Here is a 20,735-nt window from a genome sequence, read left to right as displayed (position 1 = left end):
TTCGTGCATGTCCTGGAGAACATGCGCGTTCGGGCATGTCCTTGCGGACATGCGCGTTCGTACATGGGCCCGAGGACATGTCCCGGGCGACATGCCGGCAGGCTCAGGTCTCAGCGGGCGTCGCGGTCGGCGGGGCGGCGGCGGCCTCGGCGGCGCGCTCGAGGTGGACGAGCATGGCGGCTACCGACAGCATGGCGGGGAGGTCGGGGCTGATCGACTCGGTGCCGCGCTCGCGGACCTCGAAGGCGCCGCCGTCGAAGAACACGCTGCTGAAGCGGCTGACGAGGTCCATCAAGGTCGCCTGGGTGCCGGTGCTGTCGAGCATCAGGGTGACCTGGGCCCGGTCGCGCGTGCTGATGTAGATGAAGTCGTCGAACAGCGGGTCGCCCACGGTGAGGTCGCGGCGGAACACCTTGATCATGCGATCGAGGGTGCTCTCGCGGGCGAAGCTGGCGCGGAACGACAGGCTGACGCGCGGGCGTGCGGTGATCGAGTAGTGATAGAAGGTGTAGAAGTCGCTGCCGACGCGCTCGCGCGTCTGCCACTCGCGCGACACGATGGTGTGGCCTCGCTCGCGCAGCGCGACCTCGGCGTGGCCTTCGGCGCAGCGTTCGCAGAAGTCGAGCTCGTAGTCGCGGCGGAGGTTGTCACTTGTGTGCGGGAGTTCGCAGAACGCACAGGGGGCGACGTCCATGCCTGCACCGTATCAGGGCGGGACCAGCCAGTCGACGCGGGCGTCGCCGGGGAACTCGTCCTCGGCCAGGAGCGCGGCGAGCCGGGGCAAGAGCGCGCCGAGCACGGTGTCGGTCTGCCAGGGGGCGCCGGCGAGGATCAGCCCGGAACCGCTGAGCACGGCGGGGTCGTCAGGCCTCGTCCGCAGCTCGACGCTCAGGACGTCGCGCAGGCCGGCGCGCAGCACGGCGGCGTGCAGCAAGGTGGCGGCGAGCGGACCCTTGATCGGGTACCACAAGGCGGCGCAGGCCTGCGGCCAGCGCCGGCGCGCGAGCTCCAGGGCGGCGAGGGCGGCGGCGAATTCGTCGGGGCGCTCGTACGGCGGATCGATGAGGACGAGGCCGCGGCGCGGGGTCGGCGGCAACAAGGCGGCGAGGGCCTCGTAGCCGTCGCGCTCGTGGACCGCCACCTGCGGATCGCGCCGCGGGCGGTGGTCGCCGCGCACGCTGAACTCGTCGCGCAAAGCGGCGGCCTCCGCGGGCTGGAGCTCGCACAGGATCATGCGATCGTCAGGTCGCAAGATCGACCGGACCAGCCGCGGCGAGCCAGGATAGGTGGCGAGTGCGCCGCTGGTGTTGAGTTCGGCGACGCGCGCGAGGTAATCGGCAATTTCGGGCGGCAGGTCCGCCGCGCCGCGCGAGGCCCACAGCCGGGCGATGCCGCGCTGAAATTCGCGCGAACGCGCGGCGCCCCCCTGATCCAGCACGTAGCGGCCGCGCCCGGCGTGGGTGTCGACGTAGCAGAGCGGGGCGGGTTTGTGCTGGAGGCGGCGCACGAGCTGCAGCAAGACCACGTGCTTGAACACGTCCGCGGCGTTGCCCGCGTGAAATTCATGACGGTAGTTCATGCGCCGGGGCGCGGCATAGCAGGCCGCGCGGGCGGAGAAAAGCCCGCCCGCCCGGTCACGGCGTGACCCGGCGCGGTGCCCGAACCGCGTAAAACGGCGTATGGTAGCCGCGCCCGATGCCTGAAGGCCGCTATTCCGCTGCGCTCGCAGCCGCCTCGCTGCTGTCCCGGCGGCTCGGCCATTTTCTGCTGCGGGTGCTGCGTCACCTCGGCAAGAACAAGGCGCTGCTGCTGGCCGGCGGGGTCGCCTACAACGCGCTGCTCTCGATCGTGCCGATGATGGCGGTGGTGCTGGTGGCGCTGACCCACGTGTGGGACGTCGAGCAGCTGACCGAGATCGTCAGCCACGAGCTCAACCTCCTGATCCCCAACCAGGCCGACGTGATCATCGGCGAGGTCGTCAGCCTGCTCGACAACCGCGACCTGGTCGGCGGGATCGGGCTCGGGGTGATGCTGTTCTTCAGCACGTGGGCGTTCAAGATGCTCGAGGGCGCGCTGGCGGTGATCTTCGCCCGCAGCCGGGCCCGCCGGAAGCGCAGCTTCTGGATGTCGGCGCTGTTGCCTTACATCTTCATCGTAGCGATCGCCGGCGGCCTGCTGATCTTGACGATCCTGGTGGCGCTGCTCGAGCGGCTGGCGGATGCCGAGTTGATGCTGTTCGGCTATCAGCTGGCTCTCGGGTCAGGTCCGGCGTTCGTGCTCAAGCTGAGCGGCATCGTCACGCTGATCTTCATGTTCACCGCGGCCTACCGCGTCATGCCGATCACCGAGGTGTCGTGGCGGCGGGCGCTGACCGGCGGGGTGGCGGCGGCGCTGCTGTGGGACGTGCTGCGCCGGGCGCTGATGGTCTACTTCTCCAAGATCTCGCTGGTGAACGTGGTCTACGGCTCGCTGGCCACGGTGATCATCGCCCTGTTGACGCTCGAGATCGGCACGCTCATCATCCTGCTCGGGGCGCAGATCATCTCGGAGCTGCAGCACAGCGAAGAGGCCGGGCTGCCGTGGTACGAGGCGGCGCCCGAGAGCGAGACCATCGGCGTCAAGCAGGGCTGAGCGGCCTGACCTGCCCGTAGGGGCATGAATTTCGGGACATGTCCGAACAACCACACAGGCTGGCGGTCGTGGTCGTCGCGGTGTGGCTGGCGGTGCAGGCGCTCGCGCTGGTGCGCGGGCTGCTGCCGCTGCCGCCGCCGCTGGGGGCGCCGTTGCCGTGGCGGATGTTCAGCGATCCGTCGCCGGTCGAGCGCACGCTGACGGCGGAGGGGCGCACGGCCGACGGGACGTGGGTGCCGATCCCGCTCGAGCAGTACTTCGAGCACACGCGCGGGGCGACGGGCGAGCGGGCGTACGAGTACAGCGCGACGGTGTTCGAACCGGGGCGCCTGGCCGGGCGGCAGACGTTCGCAACGTGGCTGGCGGCGCGCATGGCCGCCGACGGGCAGCCGATCGACAAGGTGCGGCTGGTCCGGCGCTGGCGCGACCTGCGGGACGAGTCGACCGGGGCGGCGACGATCGGGCAGTACAAGGTGGACGGTGGCTGAGGCGGCGGAGCTGCCGGTGTTCGCGGGGCCCGAGCGGCCGCGGCGCGAGCCGGGGCGGCTGTTGCGGTTCTTCTTCGCCGAGGAGGCGACGGGGCGGACGCAGCGGTTCGCTCGCGGCCTGGCCTTGTGGACAGGTGCGTACGCGCTGACGCAGTGGCCGCACCGGGTGGAGCTTTACAGCCGGCCGGTGCTGCGCGACGGCCGACTCGACGCGGTGCTCGGCGGCTGGGTGCCGCCGCCGGAGCTTGTCACCGGGCTGCTGGTGGTGCTGCTGGCGGCGGCGGCGACGGTGGCGGCCGGGCGCGGAGGCCGGGCGGCGCGGGTGGCGACGGCGGCCGTGTTCGCGCTGCTGGTGGGGCTCGAGGCGAGCGCGCCGCGGGCCTACGCGGAGCTGGCGGCGCTGCAGTGGGGGTTCGTGGCAGCGGCGCCGACTGGCCCCCGCGGGCCGCGCTGGGCGGCGCGCTTGATGATGCTGCAGCTGTCGGCGGTGTACGTGTTCGCGGCGCTGTCGAAGCTGGCCGGAGGGACATCCTGGTGGACCGGCGAGGCGGTGGTGCTGGTGTTCCGCTCGGCGCACCAGGGCCAGCACCTGCTGTCGGCGTGGCTGCCGCTGACGCCCGGGCTGGCGCTGTTGCTGGCGTGGTCGACGATCGCGCTCGAGCTGGCGATCGGGTTCGGGCTGTGGTTCGCCCGCACGCGCCCGGCGGCGGCGGCGGGGCTGGTGCTGCTGCACGCGGGGATCGCCGGATCGATGCGGGTGTCGCTGCTGTTCCACGCGCTGATGCTGCTGCACCTGCTGCTGTTCTTCGGCCGGCGCGGGGACGCAGGCGAGCGGGGCGCGTGAACATGGGGACATGTCGAATGCGACATGTCGTTTCGGACATGGTTCATGGGGCATGTCCCTTGGGGTCGAGCATGTAGAGGACGACGTCCTGGCGCGGCAGGGCGACGCGGCGGGAGGCGAGGGCGCCGCCGAGCTCGGGGGCGAGCTGCAGCGGCTCGGTGGGCGGGGCGACGCGGCCGAGGCCGATCCACGCGGGGTGGAGGTCGGTGCGGCCGGCGATGAGGTCGACCGGTGCAGCCACGGGCGCGGGGAGCGGCGCCGGGACTTCGACGGGGCGGAGCGACAGGGCGAGCACGGCCGCGGCCGTGGCGAGGCCGGCGCCGGCGAGCAGCCACGGCCAGCGGGCGCGGACAGGCGCGTCGCGGCGGGCTCGCAGGCGCGCGAGGCCGCCGGGCGGCGGGTCGAGGACGACGAACATGTCCTTCAGGTCATCTTCGGACGGTGGCTTCACGGCGGTGCTCCTGGGCCTGGAGGTGGCGGCGGACTTGTTCGGCGGCGGCGTGGCGGCGCGAGCCGACAGTGCCGACGGGGATCTCGAGGGCGGCGGCGACGTCGGCGTAGGTGAGGTCGGACAGCTCGCAGAGGACGAGCACGCGCCGCAGCTTCTCGGGCAAGGCGTCGACGGCGGCCCGCACGGCGGCGGCCCGCTCGGCGCCGAGGATGGCGAGGTCGGGCTGGACGCCGAGGTCGGGCGAGCTGTCGTCGAGGGCGACGAAGCGCCGCAGCGCTCGCCAGCGGCGGCGGCTGGCCGCGAGGTTGACGGCGATCCGGTAGACGAAGGCGCCGGCGGTGTCGGGTCGCACGCGAGCGCGAGCCTGCCAGAGCCGGGCGAAGGTCTCCTGGACCAGCTCGGCGGACTCGTCGCGGTCCCACAACCAGCGGTAGACGACGTTGAAGAGCGGGCGCTCCATCTGCAGGAACAGCTGCTCGACGTCGCCGGCCGTCAGGCCGGGAGGTGGCGCCGGATCGGTCACGCGCCTCCGGACCGGATCTGCCCGCGGATGATGTAGAACAGGGTCTGCGGGGCAGAGGGAGCCTTGGCGTCGGTCGCGTCGAAGCTGGCCTGACCGACGACCAGGAGCTGGCCGGGCTCGACGTGGACGCGCGACTTGAACTGCAGGCAGCCGTCGGCGCAGACGACGAGGTGACCGCGATTTTTGGCGGTCTGGGCGACGGCGATGTCGAGGTCGGCGACGAGCCGCCCGCCGACTTCGGAGACGAGCTGGCGCGCACGCATGCGCGCGCCGTCGGCCTCGGCGCCGTCGTCGATGAGCGAGGACAGGTGCATGGCCTCGTGGAGGCGGAAGCGCATCGGGCCCTGACTGCCGACGATGGCCTGCAGCGCGGGGGCGATGGCAGGGACGGCGTCGACGCCCTCGGCGGCCACGGCGGGCTCGCCGATGACGATCCAGTAGTCGAGCTCGGCGGTGCGCACGGGCGGGGCGTTGGCGGGATCGAGGCCGGCGATCAGGTCGGCGATGCCGTCCTGGATCTGCGGCGGGGCGACGACGACGAGGCGGCCGTCGGGCAAGCGCTCGACGGTGCCGAGCGGCGGCAGGCCCTTGCCGGTCGAGAGGGCGCTCGAGAGGGCGTTCTCGATCGAGCGCGCTTGCCCGGGCGGGACGGCGTAGGTGCGGAGCTGCGGCTCGTCGCTGACTTCGGGCGCGGCGGCAGGCGCCTGAGCTGCCGGGACCGTGGGGGCGGGGGCGGCCGCGGGGGCCTGGCAGGCGAGCGCGAGGGGGAAGGCGAGGAGGAGGAGGGGGTGAGGGCGCGGCATGTCGGGCTCCGGGAGGGTCGATGGGGCTCTACGCGTGGGCCCGGCGAGTCTTCGAAATTATTTTCGGACCGCGGCGACGGGCTGCGCCCGGGGCGCAGGATGTCCCTTCGGGCATGTCCTTTCGGGCACGTGAGGTGACGGCCGCGGCGGAGGCCGTGGTATCACCGGGCGATGCGCGAGGTACGTCGCCGCGAGGTGTTCGACGCCGGGTTCTTTCGCGTCGAGACGGTCGAGCTCGCGGGGCGCGGGTCGCCGGTGACGCTGCTGAGAATGCCCGACTGGGTGATGGCGGTGGCGGTCGACGCGGCGGGGCAGTTCGTGCTGGTCCGCCAGCACCGCTTCGGCATCGCGGCGGAGACGATCGAGCCCGCCGGGGGGCTGGTCGACGCCGGGGAGGCGCCGGCGAGCGCGGCGCTGCGAGAGCTGCGCGAAGAGACTGGTTACGCGGGGACCACGGCCGAGCCGCTGGGCTCGACGCACCCCAATCCGGTGCTGCAGGACAACCGCTGCCACTTCTTCCTGGTCCGCGGCGCGGTGCGGGTGGGAGCGCCGGACGCGGACGCGGACGAGGTCGTGGCGCCGGTGGTGATGGGGCGCGCGGAGGTCGAGGCGATGCTGGCCGAGGGGCGGGTCGCGCACGCGCTGGCCGAGCTGGCGCTGCGGCGGGCGCTGGCGGCGCTCGATCGGTAGCGCGGGCGAGCGGGTGGCCTTCGGGACATGTCACGAAGGCCAGGTCGGTCCGACCGGAGCCGGCTCAGGTCGGGGCTTCGGCCGGCGGGGGCTGCTTGCGGAAGGCGCGGATCTTGATGACGCGGCGCTCGTCGGCCTCGGCGACGTGGAAGGTCCAGCCCTCGGCTTCGACCTCCTCGCCGACCTGCGGGATGTACTCGAACTTGTGGAACAGGAAGCCCGAGAGCGTCTCGTAGTTGCCCTGGATCTCGTCGTCGAGGTCGACGGCGAGGGTCTTCTCGACCTCGGAGACGTTGATCATCGCGTCGAAAAGGAAGGTGCCGTCGCCGATGTCACGGACCTGCTTCTCGTCGTCGGGCTCGTCGTTCTCGTCGTAGATCTCGCCGACGACCTCCTCGAGCGCGTCCTCGAGGGTGACGACGCCGGCGGTGCCGCCGAACTCGTCGACGACGATCGCCATGTGGGTCTTCTTCTTCTGGAACAGCGAGAACAGGTCGATGACCTTCATGTTCTCGGGGGCGAACACAGCCGGACGGGCGACGCTGCCGACGGTGACCTCGTCGAGGTGGTCGAGGTGCTTGAGCACGTCGCCGACGTAGGCGATGCCGATGACCTTGTCGTTGGTGTCGCGGTAGATCGGGACGCGCGAGTACTGGTGCTCCTCGTTGAGCGACATGAAGCGGCGCAGCGAGACGGTCTCGTCGAGCGCGATCATGTCGACGCGCGGGGTCATGATGGCGCGCACCGGCGTGTCCGACAGGTCGAACACGTTGTTGAGGAACTCCTTCTCCTGCTCCTCGAGCACGCCCTCCTGCCGCGACGCCGACACGATCATGCGGATCTCCTCTTCGGAGTGGGCCGAGTGATGGCCGGGCACGGGGCGGAGGCCGAACATGCGGACGACGCCGTTGCCGGTGACGTTGAGGACCCAGATGACCGGGCGGAACAGCGTCGTGAAGGCGATCATCGGCACCGAGATCGCCAGGGAGACCTGCTCGGCCCGCTGCAGCGCCAGCGACTTGGGCGCCAGCTCGCCGAACACGATGTGCAGGGCGGTCGACATGCCGAAGGCGAGCGCGAACGAGATGGTCTTGACGTTCTCGGGCTGGTAGCCCCACTCGAGCAGGCTCGGCGCGACGAGGTGCTCGATCGCGGGCTCGGCAATGAAGCCGATCAGCAGGCTCGCCATCGTGATGCCGAGCTGGGTGGCGGCGATGTAGAGGTCGAGGTCCTGCAGCACCTTGTGGGTGAGGCGCGCGAGCGTGTTGCCTTCGTTGGCGAGCTGCTCGATCCGCGTGCGTCGCACGCTGACGAGCGCGAACTCGGCCGCGACGAAGAAGCCGTTGATCAGGACGAGGAAGAACAGAGAGACGAGTCGCAGGAGGTCGCTCATCGACGTTCGCTGCTCCTCGGCCCGTCCAAGCGGCCGTGGGCCTTACTGGGGGGGTCACCCATAGGGTCCGCACAGTGTAGCAAGCTTTGTCCGCGACGAGCGCCGCCGGGCTCGCCCGCAGCGGAGAACGCGCGAGCCGGACAACGAGGCCCCGGAAGCCGCCTCAGAGGCGCTGCGCGGCCCTGCGCGCGTGATAGGCTGGTGCGGTGATCAGGCCCGGAGCGTCGCGGTTCGTCGTGCTTCTCACACTCGCGGGGTGCGTGAAGTTCGAGCAAGGTGGGACCGACAGCGAGGCCGGGGGCGGTCCTCCCGCAGGTCCCGAGACGACGACGACCGCGGCGACGACGGACGACACGCAGACCTCGTCGTCGGCGCCGACCACCAGCGGCGGGCCGATCGCCGGCGAGTGCGACGTGTGGATGCAAGATTGTCCGGCGGGCGCGAAGTGCGTGCCGTTCGACTCGACCGGGACCGGCGTGGTCGACGACACGCGCTGCGTCGAGATCGCCGATCCCGCGGGCAAGGCGGGTGACCCGTGCCAGGCCGAGGGCGGCATCGTCGGCCTCGACGACTGCGACGCCGGTCTGCTGTGCTGGCTGCTCGACGCCGACGGCCTCGGGACCTGCACGCCGATGTGCGAGGGGGCGCCGGCCGCGCCGACGTGCGCGGGCGGGCTGGTGTGCGACGTGTCGACGGGTGGCCTGCTCGCGCTGTGCTTGACGAGCTGCAACCCGCTGACGCCGACCTGTCCTAGCGGACAGATCTGCATCCCGAGCGCGGCGGGCGGGTTCGTGTGCGACGGCGACGTCAGCGGCGACGCCGGCTTCTATGGCGACCCGTGCGAGTTCCTCAACGTGTGCGACCCGGGCTTGTTGTGCTCGGCCGGGCCGAACGTGCCGGGCTGCGGGACGCCGGGCTGCTGCACCGAGTTCTGCGATCTCGCGCTGGCCGAGTCGATGCCGGCGATGTGCTCGGGGGCGCCGGAGCAGGAGTGCCTGCCGTTCTACGACGCGGGCATGGCCCCGCCGGGGCTCGAGGACGTCGGCCTGTGCGGGATCAAGCAGTAGCGAAGACGTCGATCCCGCGGGCCGCGAGGGCCTCGACGGCCTCGCGCACCGGCATGCGCGGCAGCTGCAGCGCCTCGTGCACGACCGCCTCGAGCTCGTCGATGTCGCGGATCGGGGTGACGGTGGTGATGTTGTGGTGGGTGGTGACGAGCCGGTTGTTGTCGATCTCGAGCACGCGGCTGGCGAAGAAGCGGATGATCTTGAGCCGCCGCATGAAGTGGGCGTCGGGCGCGTTGGAGCGCTCGATCGCGGCGGCGAACACGTCGGAGCCGATGGCCGGCGGCTTGGCGACGTAGTTGTGGATCCGGGCGCCCTGGTGGACCATCGCTACCTCGACCGCCTCGCGGTGCGAGGCGTGGCGATCGAGGGCGTAGCTGACGGCGCCGTGCGGGATCTGCAGCGGCAGCGAGTCGAGCGGGATCGGGTGGTAGAACGGGGCGCCGTAGCCGACGTCGACCAGGTGCTGCTGATCCTCGAAGGTGACGCGGCAGACGGCGTGGGCCCGCGGGACGCCGCCGGCGTCGGCGGCCAGCAGCTCGACGTCGTAGTCGAGGAACTGCAGCAGCTCGGCGAAGTGGGCGTTGAGGGCGTAGCAGGTGCCGCCCAGGTCTTGCTCGCCGATGCCGCGCAGGAACTCGTCGATCGGCTGCACCGCGTTCTTCGGCGCGTCGGCCGGGCGCAGCAGCTTGGACACGTTCTCGAACGGGACCTTGATCAGGTGGCTGCTGACGAGCTCGTGGAGCCCAGGGTCTCCGACCCACCCGAGGATCCCGAGGTAGCGGCGGAACAGGTCGTCACGGCGGCTGGTCGTCATGGCGGCACTGGGCATGGTAGCAGTATCCGCGGGCCCGCGCGCGGTCGCATCGGGGGGCCCGTTTGCTAAACTCACCCCCGCGCGGGCCCTCGCCCGTGATCGAAGGCTTTGCACATGAGCGCCTCCAAGACTCCCGCCCCCGCGTCATCCACCCCTGCCGGGCCCGACAAGGCCGTTTCGCCGCGCCGGCTGATCGAGAAGCTGAGCCCCGTCAGCGGCGCCAAGCTGGGCGATTTTCCGGTCGCCGACGAAGCCGAGGTGGCCGCGGCGGTGGCCCGGGCCCGGGCGGCCTTCCCCGGCTGGCGCGACACGCCGCTGGCGACCCGCGTGGAGCTGCTGGGCCGGGTCAAGCAAGTGCTGGCCGAGCACGGCGAGCACTACGCCCGCAAGATCAGCGAGGACACCGGCAAGCCGACCTTCGAGGCGACGGTGACCGAGATCGGCGCGGTGCCGCTGCTGCTGGACTACATGCTGCGCCGGGCGCCGGTGCTGCTGCGCCGCCGCAAGGTGCCGACGCCGATCGTGCTGCCGGGCAAGGCGGGGTTCATCGAGCACTTCCCGCGGGGGGTCGTCGGCATCATCTCGCCGTGGAACTTCCCGTTCCAGCTGGCGGTGGCGCCGGTGCTGTCGGCGCTGATCGGCGGTAACACGGTGGTGCTCAAGCAGTCGGAGATCACCCCGATCGTGGCGGGCGTGGTCGCGGACCTTTTCAGCCGGATCGGGCTACCGGCCGGGGTGGTCGAGATCGTTCACGGCGACGGCTCGACGGGGGCGGCGCTGACGCGGGCCGAGGTCGACATGCTGTTCTTCACCGGGTCGGTGGCGACCGGCCGCAAGGTGATGGCGGCGGCGGCCCAGCGCCCGATCCCGGTCGAGCTCGAGCTGGGGGGCAAGGACGCGATGATCGTGTGCGCCGACGCCAACCTCGAGCGCGCGGCCGAGGCGGCGGTGTGGGGCTCGCTCGTCAACTGCGGCCAGGCGTGTGTGTCGGTCGAGCGCATCTTCGTGGTCGACGCGATCCACGACCGCTTCGTCGAGATGGTGCGCGAGAGGGTGGCGAAGGTGACCGTCGGCGGGCCCGAAGAGCAGGCCGACATGGGGCCGCTGACGTCGGCCGCGCAGCTGGGGATCGTCGAGCGCCACGTGAACTCGGCGGTGGCGGCGGGGGCCAAGCTGGTGTTCGGGGGCGAGAGGTTGCAGCGCGAGGGCCAGTTCTTCGCGCCGACGCTGCTCACCGGGGTGACGCCGGAGATGGAGATCTTCCGCGAGGAGACGTTCGGGCCGGTGCTGCCGGTGATCCGCGTGCGCGACGAGGACGAGGCGGTGCGCCTGGCCAACGCCAGCGAGTACGGGCTGGCCGGCAGCGTGTGGACGCGAGACATCGACAAGGGGCTGCGCCTGGCCTCGCGCCTCGAGAGCGGGCAAGTGTCGATCAACGACGTGATCCAGTCGGTCGGCCACCCGGCGCTGCCGTTCGGCGGGGTGCGCTCGTCGGGGATCGGCCGCTACCACGGCGACGAGGGCATCCTGGCGTTCATGAACACCCGCGGGATCATGGTCGACCGCGGCTGGCTGAATCAGGAACCACTGTGGTTCCCGTACGCGGGCAAGGTCTCGCACGGGTTCGAGCTGCTCAAGGGGATCGCAGGCAGCAGCCTGGGTAGCCTGGTGAAGGGCTTCCTCGGCCTCCGCAAGAAGATGACGCGGCCGAAGTGACAGGCGCGCGGGCCGGCCGCCTGTCCTGGAAGACAGGTCGGGGCCGCGCCGGACCGGCGCCGGCGGTTGAAGAAGCCGGGCTCCCCGGGGTACCTTCGCGGCGATGGCGTCAGGTCCAGGGGCGAAGAAGGAGCAGTGGGGCACCCGCGTGGGGCTGGTGCTGGCGGTCGCCGGCAACGCCGTCGGCCTCGGCAACTTCCTCCGCTTTCCGGCCCAGGCGGCGCAGAACGGCGGCGGCGCGTTCCTGGTGCCGTACCTGATCTCGTTCGTGCTGATGGGCCTGCCGCTCTTGTGGGTCGAGTGGGCGATCGGCCGCCACGGCGGGCAGTACGGCCACCACAGCGCGCCGGGGATGTTCGCCCGCCTCGGCCGCGCGCGCTGGCTCAAGTACGTCGGCGTGTTCGGGCTGTTCACCAACCTGACGGTGGCGGCCTACTACTGTTACATCGAGTCGTGGACGCTGGCGTACGTGTGGCACTCGCTGCGCGGGACGTTCGAGGCGACCCCACCGACGACGTTCTTCCCGGAGTACCTCGGCACGACGTCCGACGACATCGCCGCGATCCCGTACGAGGCGGCCGGGTTCTTCCTCGCCACGCTGGCGCTCAACGTGTGGCTGCTGTCGCGCGGGCTGGTCCGCGGGGTCGAGCTGGCGGCGAAGATCGGGATGCCGCTGCTGCTCGGCTTCGGCGCGGTGCTGGCGATCAAGGGCCTGATGCTCGGGCCAGGTGACCCGGGGGTGGTCGAGAGCCCGCTGGTCGGCCTCAACTTCGTGTGGGAGCCGCAGGGCTCGGGCCTTTTCAATCCGAGCACGTGGCTGGCGGCGGCCGGCCAGATCTTCTTCACGCTGTCGGTCGGGATGGGCTCGATCCACTGCTACGCGGCCTACCTGCGCGAGCGCGACGACATCGCCCTCAACGCGACCACGGCCGGGACGGTCAACGAGTTCGTCGAGGTCATCCTCGGCGGATCGATCTTGATCCCGATCGCCACGGCGTACCTGGGGCTGGCGGCGGTGCAGGCGGCGACGGCCGGCGGCTCGGGCTTCGGCCTCGGGTTCTTGACGCTGCCGACGCTGTTCAACCAATGGGGTTGGTTCGGGCCGATCGCGGGGGCGATGTGGTTCGGGCTGCTGTTCTTCGCCGGCATCACTTCGTCGCTGGCGATGGGCCAGCCGGTGCTGGCGTTCCTGCAGGACGAGTTCAAGGTCAGCCGCGAGAAGGCGGCGCTCCTCTGCGGTCTGGCGACGCTGCTGCTCGGCTCGATGGTGGTCATCCTGTATCCGGGCGGGACCTTCGACGAGTTCGACTTCTGGACCGGGACGTTCTCGCTGATCGTGTTCGCGCTGGCCGAGGTGCTGATCTTCGGCTGGATCTTCGGCATCGAGCGCGGCTGGGCGGAGCTCAACCGGGGCGCCGACCTGCGCCTGCCGGGCATCTACAAGTACGTCATCAAGTACGTGACGCCGCTGTTCATCCTGGTGGTGCTGTTCGGCGCGATGGTGAAGCCGAGCGTGGCGTGGGGCGAGGCGATGTCGCAGCTGCTGAGCACCGGCAGCTGGCCGTTCGCGGCCGACAGCGTGCTCGGCAAGCTGCTCCACGTCGGCGAGACGGGCGGCTACTTCGACGATGCGGGCAAGATCACGCCGATGTTCGTCAAGGACCTGACGCGGGTGGTCCTGCTGACGGTGTTCACGCTGATCGCGGCGCTGGTGTGGCGAGCGTTCCGCGGCCGCAACATCGAGGCGAGCACGCAACACCCGCCGAAGACCGAAGGAGGTGCCTCGTGAGCACGAGCGCGTGGATCATGCTGAGCTGCACGTGGCTGCTGGTCGGAGGGATGACGATCTATCTCGTCGCCAAGGTGCTGCGCACGCCGCCCCGGCCGTGAGGGGGCGGGGCAGGAACCCGCCGCCGGATGGTGCCTGTCCGTGGGGACAGGTCGCGGGGCGGAGCTGGTTCGTGGGGACAGGTCGGAGCGGAGCCCGCTACCTGTTCGCAAGGACAGGCCGTCGGGCGGATCCGGCACCTGTTCGTGGGGACGGGTCGGAGCGGAGCCCGCTACCTGTTCGTAGGGACAGGTCGCCGGCGGAGCGTCTACCTGTTCGTAGGGACAGGTCGCCCTCGCGGGCTCAGGGGCCGAAGACGGTGCAGATGAAGGGGCCGGAGTTCGGCAGCAGGCTGGCGGCGCACAGCTTGGCCCACTCCTCGGGGCCGAGCGTGCCCGCGAGCAGGCCGGTGCAGACCTCGCCGTTCTCGCTGCAGGGGAAATCGCCCGGCTCGCAGGTCAGCAGGCCGAAGATGTCCACGTAGGCCTGCTTGAGCTCGGCGTCGGCGCCGGGGCACACGTAGACGCCGTCGCAGTGGGTGCCCGGCTGGATCGGCGGTTTGACGAGGCCGGCGCCGTCGAACTCGTCCGGGTTGCAGTGGTCGGCGGCGGCGCAGGCGAGGGCGCAGGCGGAGGCGCTGGGGAAGAACTTGTCGCAGTCGGGGCCGCAGCCGCAGCCGGAGCGCAGGGTGCACTCGGTGCCGTCGAAGGCGAAGCCGAGCACGGCTTCGCAGTCGCCGTAGTCACCGGTGGCCGGGGCGCACTGCGGGTCGACGGCGCCGGTGTCGTCGGTGGTCGCGGTGCCGGGGCTCGTGGTCGAGGTGGTCGACGTCGAAGTCGCGGGCTCGGTGGTGGCGGTCGAGGTCGTCGACGTGGTGGAGGTCGAGGTCGTCGGCGCGGTGGTCATGCCGCCGGTCGCGGTGCCGCCGGTGGTGCTGGTGGTGAGGTCGCCGGTCGGAGCGGTGGTGCCGGCCGTGGTGCCGGTGGTCGTGCTCGTGGCGGTGCCCGAGGCGGTGCCGGTGTCCGTGGTGCCGGGCTCGGTCGGGGTGCAGGCGAGCAGCGCGGCGAGGACGGAGGCGAAGCTAAGCGAGCGCATGCCGGGAGCGTAGGCGGCCGCGGACCGGGTCGCAAGGCGGGGGAGGAGCGGCGGTTCGCGTCGGGGCGAACATGATGGGCTAGCGACAGCCGACGGCCCGACGACGATGGGGAGCGGGGACGCCGAGTGAGTGGAGCGGTCGAGGACGTGTGGCCGCACGGCGGGCTCAGGCGAGTGAAGGAGCGTCGACGGGCCGCTCGGCCGGAGTGAGGGGCGCCGACGCTCGTCGGCTGTCTTTGAGGACATGTGAGGGCGGGCGCGAGCGGACGAGTCGGACAGGCGAGGTCCGTGAGGTCGCTTCGAGCCGGGGCAGCTCGATCGGCGATGGCTGTTCGCTGCGCCGAATCTTTGCTGCGCCGGCACTTCGCTGCTCCCGACAGTCGAGAGCAGGGCCGAAGGAGTCGCGGACCCGCTCCGTAGTGAGGATGTCTGTACGGACATGTTCAATGGAACATGCCGAGAAGGACATGTCCATGAGGGCAGGGTGGCCTGGACATGTCCTTTCGTGTGGCGACACGAGAGCGAGCGCCACGATGAATGACTGCCCGGTGATGCGCTCTCCGGGCGCGCCGTTGCGCGGCTGCTCAGCCGCGATCGAGCGGGGAGGCGACCTCGGCGGCGCGGCGCAGCTCGCCGCGCAGGATCGCGGCGGCGAGGGCCTCGGTGTCGCCGCCCGGGCTGCGGTCGCCGGTCCACGGCGGGACGTGGGCGCGGATGGCCGCGTGGACGCGCTGGAGCGGGGCGCTGGTCGGGTGCCCGCGCAGGTCGAGGCCGCGGGCGGCGGCGATGGCCTCGATGGCGAGCACGCGGGCGAGGTTGTCGACCACGCTGCGCAGCTTGCGGGCGGCGATCGGGCCCATGCTGACGTGGTCCTCCTTGCCGGCCGAGGTCGGGATGGTGTCGACGGAGGCGGGGAAGCTGAGCGACTTGCACTCGCTGGCGAGCGCCGAGGCGGTGACGTGGGCCATCATCAGGCCGCTCTCGACACCTGGCCTTTCGGCCAGGAAGGCCGGGAGGCCGCGCGAGGTCGCGGGGTTGAGCATGCGATCGGTGCGGCGCTCGCTGATGGTGGCGAGGGTGGTGAGCGCGGCGGTCATGTGATCGAGCGGGAGGGCGACGGTGCCGGCGTGGAAGTTGCCGCCGCTGAGGACGTCGAAGCCGCCGTCCGCGCGGGCCAGCACCAGCGGGTTGTCGGTGAAGCTGTTGAGCTCGACCTGCACGGCGCCGGCGACGTAGGCGAGGGCGTCGCGCGCGGCCCCGTGGACCTGCGGCATGCAGCGGAGGGCGTAGGCGTCCTGGACCTCGCCGCAGTCGCTGTGCGAGGCGCGGAGCGGGGAGTCGACGAGCAGGGCGCGCGAGACGGCGGCGCTCTCGCGCTGGCCGACGTGTGGCTTGCCGGCGTGGATCCGCGGGTCGGTGGCGGTGACGGTGCCGAGCAGCGCGTCGAGGCTGAGGCTGCCGAGGATGTCGGCGGCGGCGATCAGCTCGGCGGCGTCGCACAGCGCGAGCGCGCCGACGGCGGTGGTGACCTGGGTGCCGTTGATGAGGCTCAGGCCCTCCTTGGGGCCGAGGCGCAGCGGGGTCAGGCCGGCGCGCGCGAGGGCGTCGGCGCCGGAGATGATCTGTCCTTCGGACCAGGCGAACCCCTCGCCGATGGCGACCAGGGCGAGGTGGGCCAGCGGGGCCAGGTCACCGCTGGCGCCGACGCTGCCCTGGCACGGGACGACCGGGAGGACATCGCGGGCCAGCATCTGCAGCAGGAACTCGGGCACGCCGGGCGACACGCCGCTGGCCCCGAGCGCGAGGGTGTGGGCGCGCAGCAGCAAGAGGGCGCGCACGACGTCGGCGGAGAACGCCGGGCCGACCCCGGCCGCGTGGCTGCGCAGCAGGTTCTGCTGCAAGATCCCGAGCTCGTCGGGGGCGATCTTCGCGTCGGACAGGGCGCCGAAGCCGGTGTTGACGCCGTAGATGATCGCGCCGGCGGCCAGCGCTCGCTCGAGGTGATCCCGCGTCTGTCGCAGCTCGTCCCGCGCCTCGGCGGCGAGCGAGACGGCGGCGCCGCGGCGGGCGACAGCGTCCACGTCGCGCAGGGCAATCGTGTGGCCGATCACGACCGAAACAGGGCTCCCGGAGGTCATGGCGCGGAGCCTACTCCCGACGACCCCGAACCGCGTGTCGGCCCGCCAGGGAGGTGCCGCACGTGGAGACGTGCACGCGCCAGCGCAGTGGATGCACGTTCGCGGCGCCCTGGCGAGCGCCGCCGGGGCCCGGCGGGCGGCGGCGGCGGCGCTCGGGCAGGGCCCTGTCTGCGTTGACCGCGCCTCGCCGCCCGCTTAGGCTGGGCCGGACATGAAGCGCTGCCCGGTCTGCGGCACGGAGTACCCCGTGTCTCAAGGCTTTTGCCCGATGGACGGCAGCCCGCTGTCGGCCGAGGACTCGAGCGGGCGCACGAACCAGGACTGGCGAATCCCTGCACGGGCGCCCGAGAGTGCGCCCGCGGAGGCGCCGGCCCCGGTCCCGCTGATGGACTCCCGCTCGCCGGCGCGCACCGTGCTGGCGTTGCGCCCGCCCGTCGGGCCAGGTCCGCAGGGGCAGGGCGCAAAGGCCAGCAGCGGCGGCGTCGCGGGCCTGTTGCAGGCGCCGACGGCCGCGGCGGTGCCGGTCGATCAGGCGCTGCCGAACGGCGCGTTCTTCCCCGCGGGCGGGCTGTCGCGGCCGAAGAGCGAGTCCATCAAGGCGGCCCCGCAGGAGGAAGCGCTGGTCGGTCGCGTGCTCGATCAGCGCTACCGCATCGAGGAGCCGATCGGGTTCGGCGGCATGGGCGTGGTCTACAAGGCGCGCCACGTCATCATCGACAAGCCGCTGGCGATCAAGCTGCTGCGTCAAGAGCACGCGACACAGGCCGACATCATCAAGCGCTTCTTGCTCGAGGCCCAGGTGGCGTCGCGGGTCAAGCACCCGAACATCGTCGACATCAGCGACTACGGCCAGATCCCCGGCGGCACCGCTTACTACGCGATGGAGTTCCTGACCGGCGAGACGCTGGCGGCGCGCATCGATCGCAGCGGTCGGCTCGAGCCGCAGGTGGCGCTCGAGGTCGCGGCGCAGATCCTGGCCGGGCTCAACGCGGCGCACACCGGCAAGATCATCCACCGCGATCTCAAGAGCGAGAACATCTTCCTCTGCGACGGGCCCGACGGCGGGGTGCAGATCAAGATCCTCGACTTCGGCATCGCCCGGCTGCGCGACAAGAAGACCCGCCTCACCGCCAACGGGGCGCTGATCGGCACGCCCGCGTACATGTCGCCCGAGCAGGCGCAGGGCCAGGACGCCGACGAGCGGTCCGACCTCTACGCGTTCGGCGTGATCCTGTTCGAGATGCTGGCCGGGCGGGTGCCGTTCAAGCTGGCGACGGTGGCGATGGTGTTGTCGGCGCAGATCTTCGACACGCCGCCGGGCCTGCGAGAGGTCGAGCCGGCCTCGCCCGATCTGCCGAACATCGAGCGCTTCATCCGCTTGCTGCTGGCGAAGAACCGCGACGAGCGGCCGCAGTCCGCCGGTGAGGCGCTGAGCCTGCTCAGGGCGGCGGCCGAGCTCGACACCTCGTCGAACTCGCCGCGCGGGCGGCGGCCGACAGTGACGCTCGGCTCGTGGGGCGTGGCCGAGGGCAACGCGCCGACCACCGCGCGCGGGGAGACGCCGGTGCCGCCGGCGGTCCCGGAATCGGCGGACGAGGAGCCGGGCGACGCTGCGACCACCCGCGCGGTGTCGCCGTCGGGGCGGATCGAGCGGCGGCCCAGCGTGATCGTGCAGCACGGTACGCACGTCGAGCGGATCGCGGCGCCGCCGACGAGGGCGCCGACCGGCGAGATCCCGCGAGCGCCGATCACCAACTTCATGCCGGCGCCGCGAGCGGCCAGCAGCGCGCCGCCGACGCTGCTGATCGTCGCGGCCGCGGCGAGCATCGGCGCGGCGCTGACGGTGACGCTCTACAAGCAGTACTACCGCAAGCCGCAGGCGCCGCCGGCCGTGGCCGCGCCGGCCGTGCTGCCGCAGCCGCCCGAGCGCATCAACCTGACCTTCGAGTCAGATCCGCCGGGCGCCAAGGTGCTGCGCGACGGGGTCGAGGAGCTCGGCGTGACGCCGTTCGTGCTCGCCGTCGATCCCCAGGGGCCGCTGCGCCGATACGTGTTTCGCCTCGCAGATCACCAGGACACGGCGACCGAGGTCGCACCGGGCAAGTCTCACGAGAAGGTACGCGTGGTCATGCGACCCCTGCCGCCTCCGGCGCCGCCAGCGAGCCCGATCGTGGAGCCGAGCCCCGCGGGCGAGGTCGAGTCGCCGACGCTGCCGCCGAGTTCGCCGCTGCCGTCGCCCGCCGATGCAAAGACGGGTGTGAAGCCGCCGCGAGGGAATCCCAAGCCGCCGTCCGCGTCCAAGACCCCGGCGTCGGACACCACCCCGTCGCCTCAACCGGAGCAAAAGCCGGCGGAGTCCGAGGCCGACGAGAGTGACATCGGCGAGCTGAAGAACCCGTTTCCCAAGAAGAAGTGACGGGCCTGCGTGAGTCCGGGGGCGAACGGCCCAGTACCCGGCTCGGGCAGTAAGGTGGTAAGCACGCGGACAGCCGGAGCATTGCGGACGTGTCAAAACAGGCGGCGACGTTGATCTACGGCAGGAGCGGTTCGGAGGCTGTCTCTGAGGACAGCCCGCTCGTTCCATCGCTGACGAGCCTGATCGGTTCGGCGCCCGCGAGCCCGCTGGAGGCGCTGTCCGACCCGGCGCTGCCAGTGATGCCCGCGGCGCCCGACCTGACCGGCACGCTGCTGCTCGACCGCTACTGCCTGTTGCGCAAGCTCGGCGTCGGCGGCATGGGCACCGTCTACGAGGCCGAGCACGTCACGATCAAGAAGCGCTGCGCGATCAAGATCCTGAACCCCGAGTTCGCGCACCGCAGCGAGCTGGTCGAGCGCTTCCTGCAAGAGGCCCGCGCGGCCTCGATGATCGGGCACGAGAACGTCGTCGAGATCACCGACTTCGGCGCGACGCCGACCGGCTCGGTGTTCTTCGTGATGGAGATGCTGGTCGGCGAGGATCTGTCGGAGACGATCAAGCGCTCGGCGCCGCTGCCGTGGTCGCGGGTCGCCGGCATCACGATGCAGATCTGCCGCGCGCTGCAGGCCGCGCACGACAAGGGCATCATCCATCGCGACATGAAGCCGGAGAACTGCTACCGCATCGAGCGGAGCGGCAACCCCGACTTCATCAAGGTGCTCGACTTCGGCATCGCCAAGCTGACCGCCGAGGACGGCAGCTCGGGCCGGCTCACCAGCACCGGGATGATCTTCGGCACGCCGACGTACATGTCCCCGGAGCAGGCCCAGGGCGAGCGCGTCGATCACCGCTCCGACGTGTACGCGGTCGGGGTGATCCTCTACGAGCTCGTGACCGGCAAGGTGCCCTTCACGGCCGACAACTTCATGGGGATCCTGACGAAGCACATGTTCGAGGAGCCGCCGGCGCCGAGCGAGGCGGCGCCCGAGGCCGGGGTCCTGCCCGAGGTCGAGGCGCTGATCCTCAAGGCGATGCAGAAGGACCGCGGGCTGCGGTTCCAGAGCCTGCGCGAGCTGATGGACGCGATCCTGGACGTCGGCACCGACGCCGCGCCGGTGCTCGTGGTGCCCGAGCGGCGCAGCCGACCCAACACCGGGCCGACGCAGTTCCGCCCGCGCACCGCCCCGATCACGCTGCCGACGGTCGAGACCCCGACGCGCCGCCGCAGCGGGGTGTTCGGCGTGGCCCTGGCCATCGCGGCGATGCTCGGTGGCGGCGCGGTGGCGCTGTACGGCATGAACGCCGCGGAGGCGACGGAGCAACCTGTCCCGAAGGACATGCCCTCGCCGACCCCGCAGGTGGTGGCCGGGCCGGCGCCGGTCGAGGCGCCGCCGAAGGTCGAGCCGCCGCCGCTGGGCGAGACGCCGACCAAGGTCGACGCGCCGCCGGTGGCGCCCGGGCCGGTGCGCGTGGTCCTGACCACCAACACGCCGGCCGAGGTGTTCGACGCCGCCGGGACCTCGCGCCTCGGCATGAGCGGCGCCGTCGGCGTGGCCCTCACCGGGGCCGGCCCGCACCAGCTGCTGCTGCGCGCGGCCCAGCACGAGGACCTGGCCATCGAGCTCAAGGACGCCGCCGAGGGCCAGCAGTTCGAGTTCACGCTCAAGCCGAAGGCCAAGAAGCAGGGCGTCGCCAAGACGACCAAGCCGCCCAAGGACCCCGGCGCCAAGAAGCCGCCGGTCGAGACGCCGCAGCCGGAGAACCCGGGCAGCGGGACCAAGTTCGGGCTCAAGGATCCGTTCAAGAAGATGGGCGGCTGAGGCTTCGGACAGGTCCGA

General features: G+C 71.7%; 18 protein-coding genes. 9 read left to right on the top strand and 9 right to left on the bottom strand.

All coding sequences use genetic code 11. From position 1 onward, the window contains the following. Positions 1-103 precede the first annotated feature (103 nt). A complete protein-coding gene (locus POL25_RS25255) occupies positions 104-694 on the bottom strand; it encodes a hypothetical protein (RefSeq protein ID WP_272088721.1) in 591 nt (196 codons plus the stop codon). 12 nt (positions 695-706) lie between these two features. After that, positions 707-1,579, bottom strand: coding sequence for a 23S rRNA (adenine(2030)-N(6))-methyltransferase RlmJ (locus POL25_RS25250; RefSeq protein WP_272088720.1), 873 nt, complete (start codon positions 1,577-1,579; stop codon positions 707-709). A 116-nt stretch (positions 1,580-1,695) separates the two neighbouring features. On the opposite strand from POL25_RS25250, the gene POL25_RS25245 reads away from it, so the two are divergent. From POL25_RS25245 to POL25_RS25235, 3 genes are read left to right on the top strand one after another with little or no spacing between them, the layout of a single operon-like run. Then, positions 1,696-2,631 carry a YihY/virulence factor BrkB family protein gene (locus tag POL25_RS25245; protein ID WP_272088719.1) on the top strand — a complete coding sequence of 312 codons (936 nt, stop codon included), beginning with the start codon at positions 1,696-1,698 and terminating at the stop codon, positions 2,629-2,631. A 38-nt stretch (positions 2,632-2,669) separates the two neighbouring features. Then, a complete protein-coding gene (locus POL25_RS25240) occupies positions 2,670-3,119 on the top strand; it encodes a hypothetical protein (RefSeq protein ID WP_272088718.1) in 450 nt (149 codons plus the stop codon). Then, positions 3,112-3,963: an HTTM domain-containing protein gene (locus POL25_RS25235; RefSeq protein ID WP_272088717.1), complete on the top strand. Its 852-nt coding sequence runs from the start codon at positions 3,112-3,114 to the stop codon at positions 3,961-3,963. Before POL25_RS25240 ends, POL25_RS25235 begins: the two co-directional genes overlap by 8 nt. 43 nt (positions 3,964-4,006) lie before the next feature. Here POL25_RS25235 and POL25_RS25230 read toward each other — a convergent pair whose 3' ends face one another. The 3 genes from POL25_RS25230 to POL25_RS25220 are packed head-to-tail and all read right to left on the bottom strand — an operon-like array spanning position 4,007 to position 5,740. Next, entirely contained in the window at positions 4,007-4,414 is a 408-nt protein-coding gene (locus tag POL25_RS25230) for a hypothetical protein (RefSeq protein WP_272088716.1), read from the bottom strand. Continuing rightward, a complete protein-coding gene (locus POL25_RS25225; RefSeq protein WP_272088715.1) occupies positions 4,392-4,937 on the bottom strand; it encodes an RNA polymerase sigma factor in 546 nt (181 codons plus the stop codon). Before POL25_RS25225 ends, POL25_RS25230 begins: the two co-directional genes overlap by 23 nt. Further along, positions 4,934-5,740 carry a hypothetical protein gene (locus POL25_RS25220; RefSeq protein ID WP_272088714.1) on the bottom strand — a complete coding sequence of 269 codons (807 nt, stop codon included), beginning with the start codon at positions 5,738-5,740 and terminating at the stop codon, positions 4,934-4,936. Before POL25_RS25220 ends, POL25_RS25225 begins: the two co-directional genes overlap by 4 nt. A gap of 171 nt (positions 5,741-5,911) precedes the next feature. Between POL25_RS25220 and POL25_RS25215 the strand changes: the two genes are divergently transcribed. Then, the gene (locus POL25_RS25215; RefSeq protein WP_272088713.1) at positions 5,912-6,430 is read left to right on the top strand and encodes an NUDIX hydrolase; all 519 of its coding nucleotides are present in this window, start codon (positions 5,912-5,914) and stop codon (positions 6,428-6,430) included. 64 nt (positions 6,431-6,494) lie between these two features. Here POL25_RS25215 and POL25_RS25210 read toward each other — a convergent pair whose 3' ends face one another. Then, the gene (locus tag POL25_RS25210; protein WP_272088712.1) at positions 6,495-7,823 is read right to left on the bottom strand and encodes a hemolysin family protein; all 1,329 of its coding nucleotides are present in this window, start codon (positions 7,821-7,823) and stop codon (positions 6,495-6,497) included. Between the two features lie 260 nt (positions 7,824-8,083). Here POL25_RS25210 and POL25_RS25205 point away from each other — a divergent pair, with 260 nt between their 5' ends. Next, entirely contained in the window at positions 8,084-8,890 is an 807-nt protein-coding gene (locus POL25_RS25205; protein WP_272088711.1) for a hypothetical protein, read from the top strand. Here the strand turns inward: POL25_RS25205 and POL25_RS25200 are convergent. Further along, the gene (locus POL25_RS25200; protein ID WP_272088710.1) at positions 8,880-9,719 is read right to left on the bottom strand and encodes an arylamine N-acetyltransferase; all 840 of its coding nucleotides are present in this window, start codon (positions 9,717-9,719) and stop codon (positions 8,880-8,882) included. The two genes, POL25_RS25205 and POL25_RS25200, sit on opposite strands and share 11 nt — an antisense overlap. Positions 9,720-9,818: 99 nt before the next feature. Here POL25_RS25200 and POL25_RS25195 point away from each other — a divergent pair, with 99 nt between their 5' ends. Both POL25_RS25195 and POL25_RS25190 read left to right on the top strand, forming a co-directional pair. Then, positions 9,819-11,420, top strand: a complete 1,602-nt coding sequence (locus POL25_RS25195) for an aldehyde dehydrogenase family protein (protein ID WP_272088709.1) — start codon at positions 9,819-9,821, stop codon at positions 11,418-11,420. Positions 11,421-11,523: 103 nt separating this feature from the next. After that, positions 11,524-13,209, top strand: a complete 1,686-nt coding sequence (locus tag POL25_RS25190; protein ID WP_272088708.1) for a sodium-dependent transporter — start codon at positions 11,524-11,526, stop codon at positions 13,207-13,209. A gap of 342 nt (positions 13,210-13,551) precedes the next feature. Here POL25_RS25190 and POL25_RS25185 read toward each other — a convergent pair whose 3' ends face one another. After that, positions 13,552-14,343 carry a hypothetical protein gene (locus POL25_RS25185; RefSeq protein WP_272088707.1) on the bottom strand — a complete coding sequence of 264 codons (792 nt, stop codon included), beginning with the start codon at positions 14,341-14,343 and terminating at the stop codon, positions 13,552-13,554. Between the two features lie 584 nt (positions 14,344-14,927). Beyond that, the gene (hutH, locus tag POL25_RS25180) at positions 14,928-16,481 is read right to left on the bottom strand and encodes a histidine ammonia-lyase (RefSeq protein ID WP_272088706.1); all 1,554 of its coding nucleotides are present in this window, start codon (positions 16,479-16,481) and stop codon (positions 14,928-14,930) included. A gap of 211 nt (positions 16,482-16,692) precedes the next feature. Between hutH and POL25_RS25175 the strand changes: the two genes are divergently transcribed. Then, complete coding sequence (locus POL25_RS25175; protein WP_272088705.1) at positions 16,693-18,897, top strand: serine/threonine-protein kinase; 2,205 nt, start codon at positions 16,693-16,695, stop codon at positions 18,895-18,897. Between the two features lie 89 nt (positions 18,898-18,986). Next, positions 18,987-20,717: a serine/threonine protein kinase gene (locus tag POL25_RS25170; RefSeq protein WP_272088704.1), complete on the top strand. Its 1,731-nt coding sequence runs from the start codon at positions 18,987-18,989 to the stop codon at positions 20,715-20,717. Positions 20,718-20,735 lie beyond the last annotated feature (18 nt).

The sequence above is a fragment of the Nannocystis bainbridge genome, from assembly GCF_028368995.1.
Classification (GTDB): domain Bacteria; phylum Myxococcota_A; class Polyangia; order Nannocystales; family Nannocystaceae; genus Nannocystis; species Nannocystis bainbridge.
The sequence above is the reverse complement of the archived record's forward strand: the minus strand, read 5'-3'. Positions and strand labels throughout refer to the sequence as shown.